Source organism: Trebonia sp., from assembly GCF_030042015.1.
GTDB lineage: Bacteria > Actinomycetota > Actinomycetes > Streptosporangiales > Streptosporangiaceae > Trebonia.
In genome coordinates this window covers 1-12,249 of record NZ_JASIAL010000246.1, presented here as the reverse complement: position 1 = coordinate 12,249, position 12,249 = coordinate 1, and the positions used below count along the sequence as shown (strand labels likewise).

11 protein-coding genes are annotated in these 12,249 nt (G+C 72.4%); 4 read left to right on the top strand and 7 right to left on the bottom strand.

The window, feature by feature from the left end; translation table 11 throughout:
- Positions 1-2 precede the first annotated feature (2 nt).
- The 3 genes from Q1N79_RS13200 to tyrS form a co-directional block, all read right to left on the bottom strand.
- Positions 3-695 carry an HAD family hydrolase gene (locus tag Q1N79_RS13200; RefSeq protein ID WP_300608845.1) on the bottom strand — a complete coding sequence of 231 codons (693 nt, stop codon included), beginning with the start codon at positions 693-695 and terminating at the stop codon, positions 3-5.
- A 17-nt stretch (positions 696-712) separates the two neighbouring features.
- A complete protein-coding gene (locus tag Q1N79_RS13195) occupies positions 713-1,639 on the bottom strand; it encodes a PfkB family carbohydrate kinase (RefSeq protein WP_300608843.1) in 927 nt (308 codons plus the stop codon).
- A 155-nt stretch (positions 1,640-1,794) separates the two neighbouring features.
- Positions 1,795-3,111 carry a tyrosine--tRNA ligase gene (gene tyrS, locus Q1N79_RS13190; RefSeq protein WP_300608841.1) on the bottom strand — a complete coding sequence of 439 codons (1,317 nt, stop codon included), beginning with the start codon at positions 3,109-3,111 and terminating at the stop codon, positions 1,795-1,797.
- A gap of 170 nt (positions 3,112-3,281) precedes the next feature.
- Between tyrS and Q1N79_RS13185 the strand changes: the two genes are divergently transcribed.
- Together Q1N79_RS13185 and Q1N79_RS13180 are read left to right on the top strand one after the other, a co-directional pair.
- Positions 3,282-3,743: a DUF1707 domain-containing protein gene (locus tag Q1N79_RS13185; RefSeq protein ID WP_300608839.1), complete on the top strand. Its 462-nt coding sequence runs from the start codon at positions 3,282-3,284 to the stop codon at positions 3,741-3,743.
- 23 nt (positions 3,744-3,766) lie between these two features.
- Positions 3,767-5,884 carry an MMPL family transporter gene (locus Q1N79_RS13180; protein WP_300608837.1) on the top strand — a complete coding sequence of 706 codons (2,118 nt, stop codon included), beginning with the start codon at positions 3,767-3,769 and terminating at the stop codon, positions 5,882-5,884.
- Here Q1N79_RS13180 and Q1N79_RS13175 read toward each other — a convergent pair.
- Together Q1N79_RS13175 and Q1N79_RS13170 are read right to left on the bottom strand one after the other, a co-directional pair.
- The gene (locus Q1N79_RS13175; RefSeq protein ID WP_300608835.1) at positions 5,847-8,108 is read right to left on the bottom strand and encodes a cation-translocating P-type ATPase; all 2,262 of its coding nucleotides are present in this window, start codon (positions 8,106-8,108) and stop codon (positions 5,847-5,849) included. The genes Q1N79_RS13180 and Q1N79_RS13175 overlap by 38 nt on opposite strands.
- 315 nt (positions 8,109-8,423) lie before the next feature.
- Positions 8,424-8,585: a hypothetical protein gene (locus Q1N79_RS13170; protein WP_300608833.1), complete on the bottom strand. Its 162-nt coding sequence runs from the start codon at positions 8,583-8,585 to the stop codon at positions 8,424-8,426.
- A 248-nt stretch (positions 8,586-8,833) separates the two neighbouring features.
- Between Q1N79_RS13170 and Q1N79_RS13165 the strand changes: the two genes are divergently transcribed.
- Complete coding sequence (locus tag Q1N79_RS13165; protein ID WP_300608847.1) at positions 8,834-9,544, top strand: class F sortase; 711 nt, start codon at positions 8,834-8,836, stop codon at positions 9,542-9,544.
- 219 nt (positions 9,545-9,763) lie between these two features.
- Here Q1N79_RS13165 and Q1N79_RS13160 read toward each other — a convergent pair whose 3' ends face one another.
- Together Q1N79_RS13160 and Q1N79_RS13155 are read right to left on the bottom strand one after the other, a co-directional pair.
- Positions 9,764-11,332 carry an MFS transporter gene (locus tag Q1N79_RS13160; RefSeq protein ID WP_300608831.1) on the bottom strand — a complete coding sequence of 523 codons (1,569 nt, stop codon included), beginning with the start codon at positions 11,330-11,332 and terminating at the stop codon, positions 9,764-9,766.
- A gap of 130 nt (positions 11,333-11,462) precedes the next feature.
- Positions 11,463-11,867, bottom strand: coding sequence for a hypothetical protein (locus Q1N79_RS13155; protein ID WP_300608849.1), 405 nt, complete (start codon positions 11,865-11,867; stop codon positions 11,463-11,465).
- A 1-nt stretch (position 11,868) separates the two neighbouring features.
- Here Q1N79_RS13155 and Q1N79_RS13150 point away from each other — a divergent pair, with 1 nt between their 5' ends.
- On the top strand, positions 11,869-12,093 hold the full coding sequence (locus Q1N79_RS13150) for a sensor histidine kinase (protein WP_367185065.1): 225 nt from the start codon (positions 11,869-11,871) through the stop codon (positions 12,091-12,093).
- Positions 12,094-12,249: the final 156 nt, after the last annotated feature.

Genomic DNA, 12,249 nt, shown 5'->3' with positions numbered 1-12,249 from the left:
CGTCAGGGGGTGTCGCCGCGGACGCCCATCTCGTCGATGCGGGCGAGCATCTCGGCCGGGTCGGCGTACACGCGATAGGCGCCCGCGCGTTCCAGCTCGTCACGACCGTACCCGCCCGACTGCAGCCCAACGCCGAGCGCCCCGGCGCGGCGGGCGGCGAGCATGTCCCAGACGCTGTCGCCGACGACCATCGCGTGCCGCGGCTCCGCGCCGAGCAGGGCGGCCGCGGCGAGGAACAGGTCCGGGTCTGGCTTGGCGTGCCGCACCAGGTCGCGCGTCACCATCGGGGTGTCGGCGGGGAGCCCGAGCAGCTCAAGGGCGGGCCGGGCGGTCGCCGCGTACCCGCTGGTCGCGATCGCCCACTGCACGCCCGCTTCGGTGAGCGCCGCGAGCAGCTCCCTGGCCCCGGGCAGCGCGGTCACCGACCCGAGCTGGCCGCAGTATTCGGCGGCGTGGGCGAGCTGCAGCTGCTCGATGTCGGCCGCCGACAGCGTCCGGCCGGTCTCGCGCAGCAGCGCGCGGACGAACAGGCCGCCGCTCATCCCGATGCGGCGGTGGATCCGCCACACCGACAGGTCGATCCCGATCCGCAGCAGCGCCGTACGCCACGCGATCACGTGCTGGTAGACGCTGTCGATCAGCGTCCCGTCCAAGTCGAACAGGAAAGCAGGCACTGGGGAGGGCGGGTAATCCACGGCCTCAGTGTGGCACGTCACCAGGTGCCGGCGGACTCCTGCACCTCCGCCCGCCACGGCGGCTCGGCGCCGGCCTTGGCGCAGGTCAGCGCCGCCACCCAGGCCGCGGCCCGCAGCGCGTCGCGGACCGGGCCGGCCAGCCGCAGGTCGTCCCGGCCGAGCCCGTGGGCCGCCCACCAGGCCAGGAACCCGCCGCCGAACGCGTCGCCCGCGCCGATCGTGTCCACGACCCGCACCGGGGGGACATCGACGCTGACCTCGCCAGTGGGCAGGAACGCCCGCGCCGGGCGCGAACCGTCGGTGACGAGCACGAGCGCGAGCTTCTCCCCGAGCAGCGTGGTGGCCGCCACCTCGACGGGGACCCCGGGGCAGAGGTAGGCCAGGTCATCCACGCTCACCTTGACCGCGTCCGCGCGGTGCATCAGCCGCTCGAAGCGGTCCAGGTAGAAGTCCCTGTCGGCGATCGCGCCTGGACGGCAGTTGGGATCGACCATCACCAGGGCGTCCGGCGGCAGGTCCGCCATCAGCCGCTCGATGCTGCAGGCGATCGGCTCCATCACCAGCGCCAGGCTGCCCAGGTGGAAGGCGGTCAGCTCGTCCGGGAGGGCCGCGGCGAGCACCGGGTACTCGACGTCGGCCGCGGCGGTGCCCGTCAGGTAGAACTCGTAGCTGGCGGCCCCGCCAGGGCCGACGTCCGCGACCGCGAGCGTGGTGGGCACCGGCGCAGGCGCCGGCACCCCGAGCGCCACGCCGTCGCGGTCAAGGCGGTCCCGCAGCATCCGGCCGAAGGGGTCGGCAGAAAGCTGGCCGAGGAACAGCGTCGGGGCGCCCAGCCTGGCCAGCGTCCGCGCGGTGTTGAACGGCCCGCCGCCCGGCCGCGCGACAACCCCGCCCTCGTCGTCCACGACCAAGTCGATCAGCGCCTCGCCGACGACGGCTATCACCGGCGCACCCCCCACTGGGCGGCATCCCCGGCTCGCCGGATACCGCTCCCCGATGCAGCAGCCCATCCACTGCGCATGGGAGCAGTCCTACCATCGCCTCACGCTGCGCGTCTAGGCTTGTTCCCTCTGAAACCCCGGAAAATAAAGGGAAATCGTCATCCCGAACGCTGCGGTGGCGACTGCCGCGGTGACGGTCCGTGCACAGTCGGGCGGGACCGTTCGGGGGAAAATAAGCGGGAAGCGGCATCGAGGAGGTGGTATGTCCGCTTACCGCGGCGGAGCAGGACCCACCTGTTGTGCAGGAGGTCACCGTCCGACAGCGGCCTGTCCTCCGGCACCTGCGCGCCGTTCACGTACGCGGCGCCCTGCGCGATCGTCCGCCGGGCGTCGGACAGCGACGAGGCCAGCGGGGTGGCGGCGAGCATGGCCGCGACCGTGCCGCCCGATACGAACGCCGACGTTGGCACCTCGGCGGCCAGGAACGACAGCGCCTGCGCGGACGCCCCCGCGGGAGACTCGCCGAACAGGATCGCGCTGGCCTCCTCGGCGGCGGCGGTCGCCCGCGCGCCGTGCACGATCGTGGTGGTCTCGCGGGCGAGCCTGCGCTGGCCTTCGCGCTTGTTCGGGGCCTGGGCGTGCGCGGCCGCCACCGCCTGGCACTCCTCCGCCGGCAGCAGCGTGAGCTGGAGCAGGAACCTCTCCACGTCCGCGTCGGTCACGTTCATCCAGTACTGGAAGAACTGGTACGGCGAGGTGCGGTCGGCGGCGAGCCACACCGCGCCGTCCTCGCTCTTGCCGAACTTCTTGCCGTCAGAGCGCAGCAGCAGCGGCCAGGTGAACGCGTGCACGTGCGCGCCGTCCGCCTTCCTGATCAGGTCCACGCCCGCCAGCAGGTTCCCCCACTGGTCGGAGCCGCCGATCTGGATCTCCACGCCGTGGTGCGTGAACAGGTGCCTGTAGTCGTTGGCCTGCAGGAGCTGGTAGCTGAATTCCGTGAAGGAGATGCCGTTGTCGCTTTCCAGCCGCGCCTTCACCGACTCGCGGGCGATCATCTGGTTGACGCTCGCGTGCTTGCCGACGTCGCGCAGGAAATCGAGCAGGGTCAGCGAGCCCGTCCAGCCGAGGTTGTTCACCAGCGGGACACGGGAGATCGTCTCCAGCTGCCGCGCGATCCGCGCGGTGTTGTGCGCGAGGGTCTCCGCGTCGAGCAGGTTGCGCTCCTTCGACTTCCCGCCCGGGTCGCCGATCATGCCGGTCGCGCCGCCGGCCAGCGCGATCGCGTGGTGCCCGGCGTCGGCGAACCTCCTGAGCACGAGCAGGCCGATCAGGTTGCCGACGTGCAGGCTGTCCGCGCTCGGGTCGCAGCCGTAGTAGACGCCGACCGGGCCGGCGCTGATCCGGTCACGGAGCGCGTCGCGATCGGTGCTGTCCTGCACGAGGCCGCGCGCCTCGAGGTCGGCGAGCACATCCATGTCGGTATTCTCGCGCACCCGCGGCAGTGGCCGGGCATGGGTTTTCCCGGCCAGCCGGCCTCAACCCGGGCCGGCCAGCCCTGGGCTGACGTCTCCACCCCAGGGTTGATTCCGGGAATTCCACTCACGCGCCGACGGCACGGCGCCTCCTGCTGCATAGCGTAGGAGGCATGAGCGCGAGCGAGATATCAGCCATGGACAACGTGACAGGCGGTTACCCGCGTGGCCAGCTCCGGGTGTCGGACTCCGACCGCGACCGGGCGGTCGCCGAACTGAGCGAGCACTACCAGGCGGGCCGGCTCACGCTCGAGGAGTTCGAAGACCGGTCCGGCCGCGCCCTGCAGGCGCGGACCGGCAGCGAGCTCGGCGGGCTGTTCACCGACCTGCCGAAGGCCGCGGTTCCTGCCGCCGGAGTTCCGGGGGCCGGAGTTCCGGGGGCGGGCGCGGGCGCGGGGCTGGCCGGACCGCGTCCGCTGCCGGCGGCCCGCATCGCGATCCTGTGCGCGGTCGCGGTGCTGGTCATCGGCGGCGTGCTCGGCGGCCTCCAGCACGGGTACCACGCAAGCTTCGGCTTGCTCATTCCGGTGATCGTGCTGGCGGTCGTCGCCCGGCACCGGCGCTTCGGCCGGTAGCCGGTCACGAGGAGGCGCCCGGAATGCCGACCGCCCAGACCCAGGGCTCGCACAGGCGGACACCGCGGACGCCGGACGACCGGTTCGCGACCGTGCTGCGCCGGCTGCGCTGGCCAGTGGTGGTCGTCTGGGTGCTGGCCATCGTCGCGCTGCACGGGCTGTCAGGCAGCCTGTCGAAGGTGACCAACGACACCGCGGCTGCCTACCTGCCGTCCTCGGCGCCCTCGACCAAGGTCGCGCTGCTCCAGGAGGCCGCCGCGCAGTCGGCCGCGCACGCCGGCGGGCAGCCGGAGACCAACCAGGCGATCGTGGTGATCGTCAGGGCCGGCGGACTCACCGCGGCGGACCGGGCCGTGATCGCCTCGGCGCATGCCGCCGTGGCGGGCCTCGCCGGTCATGTCGCCGGCCTCGCCGCGCCCGGCCCGGTGCAGCCGTCGGCCGACGGCGCGGCCGTGGCGTTCACCGCGGACATCAGCGGGCAGGCCAGCCAGACCGGCGCCGTCGACCACGACGCGGTGAAGGCGATCCGCGACGCGATCGCCGGGCCGGTGAGCAAGGGGGCGGCCGGCCTGGTCGCCGAGGTGACCGGCGCGGCGGCCGTGAACGCCGACGAGAGCGCGGGCAACCAGCAGACCATCCTGCTGCTCACGGCGCTGGTGATCGTGGCGGTCATCCTGCTGCTCGTGTACCGGAGCCCCGTGCTGTGGCTGCTGCCGCTGTTCGGCGCGATCGCGGCGATCGTCCTGGCGCAGGCGTCGGCGCACGGCCTGGCCAACGCCGGGCTCACCGTGAGCACGTTGTCCGCCGACATCCTCATCGTGCTGGTCTTCGGCGCCGCCAGCGACTACGCGCTGCTGCTCGTCCACAGGTACCGCGAGGAACTGCGGCACCATGCCGCGACCGAGGCCGCGATGGCGGTGGCGCTGCGCCGGACCCTGCCGACCCTCGTCGCCTCCGCCGCGACGGTCACCTGCGCCATGATCTGCCTGCTTGCCGCGGACTCGGCCTCCCTGCACGGCCTCGGGCCGGTCGGCGCCGTCGGGATCGTCTCGGCCCTGCTCGCGCAGACCACGCTGCTGCCGGCGCTGCTGCTCGTCGTCGGGCGGCCGGCCTTCTGGCCGCGCATACCGCGCGTTGGCGCGACCGGCCGCGAAGAGTCCCGGATCTGGGCGGGGATCGGCCAGCGGGTCGCGCGCCACCCGGTTCGCACGGCGCTCACGGTCGTGCTCCTGCTCGGCGCGGCGTGCGCCGGCCTCGCCTCGCTGCGCATCGACAACAACCCCGTGGACAACGTGAAGGGCAGGCCGGGCAGCGTGGCCGGCGAGCAGCTGCTGGCCGCGCACTTCCCGGCCGGCGCGATCTCGCCGCTCGTGCTGCTCGCCCCGCCGGGCCAGGCGGGCGCGGCTCTCGCGGCCGCGCGGGCGACGCCGGGCGTGGGCGAGGTGGTTGCGGGCGCGCCGGTCGGGGGGTACGACAACTTCACCGTGGTGCTGTCGGTCCCGCCGTTCGGCTCGGCGGGGACGGCGGCGATCGTGGACCTGCGGCAGCGGCTTTCCCACGACGCGCCGGGCGCGCTCGTGGGCGGCAACCCGGCGATCCAGTACGACGCCGCCCAGTCGGCGGGCCGCGACACCGTGGTCATCATCCCGCTCGTGCTCGTGGTGATCCTGATCGTCATCGCGCTGCTGCTGCGGGCGATCATCGCGCCGGTCGTGCTCGTCGTGACGACGGCGCTGAGCTTCGCGGCCTCGTTCGGCCTGTCGAGCCTGCTGTGGCGCTTCGCGTTCGGGTACTCAGGCGTCCAGTCGGTGATCCCGATCTACATCTTCATCTTCCTGGTCGCGCTCGGGGTCGACTACAACATCTTCCTGTCCGCGCGGGTCCGCGAGGAGTCACGGCGGCTCGGCCTGCGGGACGGCACGCTGCGCGGGCTTGGCGTCACCGGCGGCGTGATCACGGCCGCCGGCGTCGTCCTCGCCGGCACGTTCGCCGCGCTCACCCAGATCCCGCAGGTGGACATCACCGAGGTCGGCACCGCGGTCGCGCTCGGCGTCCTGCTCGACACGCTGGTGGTGCGCACCGTGCTGGTACCGGCCAGCCTGCTTACCATCGGGGAGCGCGTCTGGTGGCCATCCCGCTGAACCGCCGCAGCCGCAGGCTGTTCGTCACGACGAACACCGAGCTGAACGCCATCGCCCCGGCCGCGATCATCGGGTTGAGCAGGCCGAACGCGGCCAGCGGGATGGCCAGCGCGTTATAGCCGAACGCCCAGCACAGGTTCTGCCTGATCGTCGTGAGCGTCCTCCTGGACAGGGCGATCGCGTCCGGCACGGCGAGCAGGTCGCCGCGGACGCAGGTGAGGTCGCTGGCCTCGATCGCCGCGTCGGCGCCCGTGCCCATCGCCAGGCCCAGGTCGGCCTGGGCGAGCGCGGCGGCGTCGTTGACCCCGTCCCCGACCATGGCCACCACCCGGCCGGCCCCCTGGAGCCGCCTGACCACGTCGGCCTTGCCCTCAGGCAGGACGCCCGCGATCACGTCGCCGATCCCGACGGCGGCCGCCACCGCCCGGGCCGCGCGCTCGTTGTCGCCGGTCAGGAGCACGGGCCGCAGCCCTAGCCCGGCGAGCGTCGCGACGGCCTTCGCGGAGGTCGGCTTGACCGTGTCGGCGACGGCGAACAATCCGCGCGCCCGGCCGTCCCAGCCGGCGAACACCACGGTCCGGCCCGCTGTTTCGGCTTCGGCCGCCGCGCCGGCGAGATCAGCGGGGATCTTCATGCCGTGTGCCCGGGCTAGCCAGCCGGCCCGGCCGAGCGCAACGTCGCGGCCCTCGACGACGCCTTGCACGCCGAGCCCTCGCGTGCTGGCGAAGCCGGAGACGGCGGGCAGTTCCGCGCTGCCGCCGAGCCGCTCCCGCACGCCTGCCGCGATGGCCGCGCCGATCGGATGCTCGGAGGCGTCCTCTACCGCACCGGCCCGCCGGAGCAGTTCACCCAGGTCCGCGCCGTCGGCCACCACGTCGGCGAGCACCATCCGGCCGGTCGTGACGGTGCCGGTCTTGTCGAGCACGACGGTGTCCACGCTCCGGGTGGACTCAAGCACCTCCGGCCCCTTGATCAGGATGCCCAGCTGGGCTCCGCGCCCCGTGCCGACAAGCAGCGCGGTCGGGGTGGCGAGCCCCATCGCGCACGGGCAGGCGATGATCAGCACCGCGACCGCGGCCGCGACCGCCACGGCGGGCCGCTGACCCGCGGCCAGCCAGGCGAGGAGCGTCGCGGCGGCGAGCAGCAGCACGACGGGGACGAAAACGGCGCACACGCGGTCCGCGAGCCGCTGCACCGGCGCCTTGCCCGCCTGCGCCTGCGCGACCAGCCGGGCCATCTGGGCAAGCTGGGTGTCGGCGCCTACCCTGGTCGCGCGCACCACCAGCCGCCCGCCGACGTTCACGCAGCCGCCGGTCACCGCGTCCGCCGGCCCCACCTCGGCCGGCACCGGCTCGCCGGTCAGCATCGACGTGTCCACCGCCGAAGCGCCTGAGACGACCACCCCGTCGGCCGCGATCGTCTCCCCTGGCCGGACCACGAACTCGTCGCCAACGGCGAGGCGGTGCGCCGGCATGCGCACCTCGCGGCCGTCACGGAGCACCGCCGCGTCCTTCGCGCCCAGCGACAGCAGCGCGCGCAGCGCCCCTCCCGCCCGGCGCCTCGCCCGCGCCTCGAGGTAGCGGCCGAGCAGGATCAGCGCGGTCACGCCCGACGCCACCTCCAGGTAGGCGTGCCCTGAGCCGGTCGCCAGCGCGTAAAGCGACCACAGGTACGCCACCGCGACCCCCACGCTGACCAGGGTGTCCATGGTCAGCGCGCCGTGCCGTGCGGTCACGGCGGCGGCCCGGTGGAACGGCCACGCTCCCCAGGTGGCGACCGGTGTCGCCAGGCCCAGGCAGACCCACTCCCAGCCAGGGAACGAGGCGCCCATCGCGAACACGGTGACCGGGATGGCCAGGGCCAGGCAAACCGCAAGCCGCCACCGCAGGGCGCCTGCGGCGGTGTCCGCGGGTGCGCTGTCCGCGGGTGCGCGGTCCTTCGCTTCGCCGTCCCCCGCTTCGCCGTCCGGCGCTTCGCCGTCCGGCGCGGTGGTGTCCGCGGCGCCAGCTCGCGCGGGCACGGGCAATCCCGCCGTGTACCCCGCGCGTTCGACTGCTTCGATCAGGTCCGCGACCCCCAGCGACTCGGGATAGGACACCCACGCCGTCTCGGTCGCGAGGTTGACCGTCGCCCTGACGCCCTCGAGCCTGTTGAGCTTGCGCTCGACTCGGGCCGCGCATGAGGCGCACGTCATTCCGCCGATGGCGAGTTCCGTGGCGCTCATCAGGACAGCCTCCGCTTGCCGACCTACATCAATACTATACCCCTGTAAGGTATATCTGACGTGGACGCGCGGCGGCGGCGAGCCGATGCGGCCGATAAGGATGCGCCTGATTAGGATGCGGCTCGGCGGGTGCGGGTGAGCCTTCTGCGGTAGGCGAGGCTGCCAAGGCCGGCCAGCATCGCGGCTCCGCCGGCCCCGAACAGCAGGCCATCCTGCAGTCCCGCCGTCCCGCCGCCCCCGGTCGCCGGGGCACCACTGGGGTACGGCTTGGCCGAGGGGATCGGCGGGTGGGTCGTGCTCGGCGCCTCCGTCGGGTTAGCCGTCGAGGTCGGGGACCGCTTCGGTGACGGCGATGCCTTCCCCGTGTGGCTCGCGGTCGGCCGCGGAGAGGCCGTCGCGGTGCTCGTATGCGGACGTGTCGCCGTACCCGACGGGGTGAATATCGACGGGGCAGTCGTAGACGAGGAACTTGTGCACGCGCAGACCGTTACCGCAACAAGGACTATCAAGGCAGCGCAGCTTAGAGCCGTCAGCCTGGCACTGGCCACCGTTCCGCGAGTGATAATGCGCGCCTTCATGAGGCTCCCTTATACGCTCGGCAGAAGACCATAAGGGTAAGCCCGTGGACGGCACTGGCACGCAATCGCATCTTTTCCATTTGAACTTCAGGCTACGCGGGTATCACGTTCTGCGGAAGACGGCAGGAAGGAAACGCGTTGGGCGATGTGACCTGGCGGCGCATAGCCGGGTTGCGTGTTGTCATGTCCTGGCCGGACAGCGACAGGGCAGCCCCGCCCGACCCGCCTCCGGCCGGCAAATTCCGCGCCCGGGTCGCGGGAATCGCCGGTGCCTTGCTGCTGCTCGGCGGTGCCGTCACCGTAGGCATCGCAATACTCGCCCAGCAGCACGCCCCGCAACCCAACGCCGCGGCGCGCGGCACCATCGGGCCCGCCGTTTCCGGCGCCAGAGGGCCGTCGCTGCGCCGTTCGCTGCCGCTGTCCGTGGACATCCCGGCGATTGGCGTGGATTCCAAACTCCTCTACCTTGGCCTGAACACGGACGGCACGATCCAGGTGCCATCGCTTACGACAAGTGCCAGCGAAGCAGCCTGGTACGAGTACTCGGCGACTCCCGGCCAGATCGGGGCGTCTGTCATCGAGGGGCACGTCGACAGTTATCGGGGTCCCGCCGTCTTTTTCCGCCTGGGCGCGCTCCGTCCGGGGGACACGGTCGACGTGATGCTCGCCGACGGAGACACGGCCATTTTCCGCGTCACAGGCGTGCGCGAGTACCTCAAGACCAGATTCCCGACCAGCGCCATTTATGGTTCGGCCAATTACGCTGCACTTCGGCTGATAACCTGCGGCGGCGTTTTCGATCCCGGCACTGGCCATTACCTCAGCTCCGTCGTGGTATTCGCGTCCCTCGTTTCCTGATAGCAGGCAAGGAGCTGGCGCTGACCCCGCGCCAATAGCCGCCAAATGCCGGCAAGTAGTAAGTGGCTGCGTCGCCGGTCCCGCGCGGCCGCGCGGGCAGGTCACCTGGTCAGGTGCCGATGATGTGCGGGTTAGCGGTGGGGCGGGGCGTGCCAGGCTGGCCTGGGGCCCGGGCGGCTGTCCGGCGGCCATCTCAGATAGTGGGACAGCATCGGAAACTTAGGACCCGGGACGCAGGTTTATTGTCCGTTTTATACCGATTTCCGGCGGCCGCTCGGGTCCTATCTTGGCCGGCGGGCGCGGACAGCGCCCGGTATGGGTAGTTTGTCCGGCCGGCAGGCCGGGCGCAGGTTCCTGGCCCTGCGGCGTGCTGGCGCTGTGACCCCCCGCGTCAATAGGGCTGGCGCTGTGGCTCCCAGCGCCAGGCCCGGCATCCGGCGGCCGCTTGGCGATCGCCGACACGGCCTCGGGGGCTTGGCGGCGGGCGATTCCGCGGTCGATGCGGCTGAGCGCGGGCAGCGCGAGCAGGCCGCACAGCAGCGTCGGCAGGCCGCCGACCACCAGCGACCAGCGAGCACCGGCGTCCTGGCCGATCCAGCCCACGAGGGGCCCGCCGATCGGGGTAGAGCCCAGCCAGGCCAGCGCCCACAGCGCCATCACGCGGCCGCGCATGCTCGGCTTGGCGGCGAGCTGGAGCGTTGTCTTGGCCATCGAGTTGAACGTGATGCTGCCGTACCCGACGAAGAGGAGCGCGATCAGCTCAAGTGGCATCGTCGGCACCGATGCCGCGACCAGGATGGCGATCCCCCAGCCGACCGAGGCCAGGGACAGCGCACGTGCCCGCGGGCGCGACCGGGCGGCCGAGACCAGGCCGCCCATCACGGCGCCGACGCCCATCACCGAGGCCATCACGCCATAGGCGGCGGCACCGCCGCCGAACACCTTGCTCGCCATCAGCGGCAGCGACACCTGGAACTCCCAGGCCAGCGTGCCGACGACGGCGATCATGGTCAGCGGGATGAGCAGTTCGGGCGTGCCGCGCACGTACCGCAGCCCCTGCCGGATCTGACCGCGCTCCCTGGGCACCCGGCCGGCGGGGTAGAGCTCGGGCGTACGCATCGCGGCCAGCGAGACAAGCACCGCGACATAGGACAGCGCGTTGCACGCGAAGCACAGCGCCAGGCCGAGCGCGGCGGCGAGCACGCCGCCGAGCGCCGCCCCGAACACCCGGGCCAGGTTCATCGAGACCGAGTTGAGCGTCACGGCGTTCGGCAGGTCCTCCTTCGGGACCATCTCCGAGATGAATGTCTGCCGCGCGGGGTTGTCGAAGACGTTGACGAGGCCGAGCGCGACCGCCAGCAGGTAGACGGTCCACAGCCGCATCTCGTGCGTGGCGGTGAGGATGGCGAACGCCCCGGCGAGCAGGCCGGCGCTCGTCTGGGTGACGTACAGCACGCGCCGCTTGTCCCAGCGGTCGGCGAACAGCCCTCCTGCCGGGCCGAACAGCAGCACAGGCAGGAACCGCGCGGCCGTCGTGAGCCCCAGCTGGGTGCCGCTGTGCGTGAGGCTGAGCACCAGGAAGGACTGGGCCACCGTCTGCATCCAGGTCCCGGCCATCGAGATGAGCTGCCCGCCGAAGAACAGCCGGTAGTTGCGGTGCCGCAGGGACGCGGCGACCCGGGTAGACGTGCGGCCCGCCCGCGGCGCGGTCTCGGCGCGGCCGGCTGGGCTGTCCTGAGTGGCTGTCACGGCTGGCGGCACCGGCTCCCTGATCGTTTCCCTGGCCATCGGTAAGAACGTTAGCTCTGCTAAGGATCTTCCCGGGGCTGGGGGGCTGGGGGGCTGGAGGGGGGCGGGGGCTGGTGCGCGGGGGCCGGGGCAGCGGGGCGCGCGGGGGCGGGGGCGGGAGCGGGGGCGGCTAGTTCGGGAGCGGCGCGACGGCGGTCTTGGTGAAGAAGGCCCAGATGATCTGGGCGGCCCCTGGGGTCTTGCCCTTGGGCGGCGGGAAGTTGTGGCCGCCGGTGTCGTAGACGGCGAACGCCAGCCGGGTGCCCGCGGTGCAGCTGTTCCACGTCGTGAGGGTCATCGCCGGGTACCGCGAGGTAACGGTCTGCCGCGTGCATTCATCGGTCGCGCGCAGCAGGCCGACCTCCACCGTGGCCGGGGGTGACTCCTTGCCATGCTCGCCGGGCTTGTATGGAACCCACGGATCGTCAAGCGCGTCGATCTGCAGGATCGTCAGCGGGCGCTTGACCACGCAGCCGGGCGGCGGGACTGGCCGCGCACGACGTTCATCGCCGACCTGCAGGGGCGGCGAGCTCACGGTGCGCGATTACGGCCCGGGCATCGCCCCCGCCGACCTGCCGCATGTCTTCGACCGCTTCTACCGGTCGCTGTCGGCGCGCGCCGTGCCCGGGTCGGGACTGGGGCTGGCCGCCGCGCGCGAGGTCGCTCGCGGCCACGGCGGGACGATCGAGACCGAGCCGGCCGAAGGCGGCGGCACGCTGCTGCGGCTGACGGTGCCCGCCCGGCCCGCGGAAACCACCTGAGGGGAGCCGCGCCGGATCATGCTCTGCGCTCGGGACCGAGAATGTAGCATGGCCGAAGGTGCGGATATGAGGCATTTCGCAAACCGCGCGGATAAGTCGTCGTGACGTGATGCGACCGTATCGCTACGGTTTTTTGCATGCCTCAGGGAGGGCCGC

What these genes read in the sequence shown, in the direction of transcription:
- tyrS (WP_300608841.1), bottom strand. Translation starts at nt 3,111, where the DNA reads ATGGATGTGCTCGCCGACCTCGAGGCGCGCGGCCTCGTGCAGGACAGC.
- Q1N79_RS13185 (WP_300608839.1), top strand. Translation starts at nt 3,282, where the DNA reads ATGAGCGCGAGCGAGATATCAGCCATGGACAACGTGACAGGCGGTTAC.
- Q1N79_RS13180 (WP_300608837.1), top strand. Translation starts at nt 3,767, where the DNA reads ATGCCGACCGCCCAGACCCAGGGCTCGCACAGGCGGACACCGCGGACG.
- Q1N79_RS13175 (WP_300608835.1), bottom strand. Translation starts at nt 8,108, where the DNA reads ATGAGCGCCACGGAACTCGCCATCGGCGGAATGACGTGCGCCTCATGC.
- Q1N79_RS13160 (WP_300608831.1), bottom strand. Translation starts at nt 11,332, where the DNA reads ATGGCCAGGGAAACGATCAGGGAGCCGGTGCCGCCAGCCGTGACAGCC.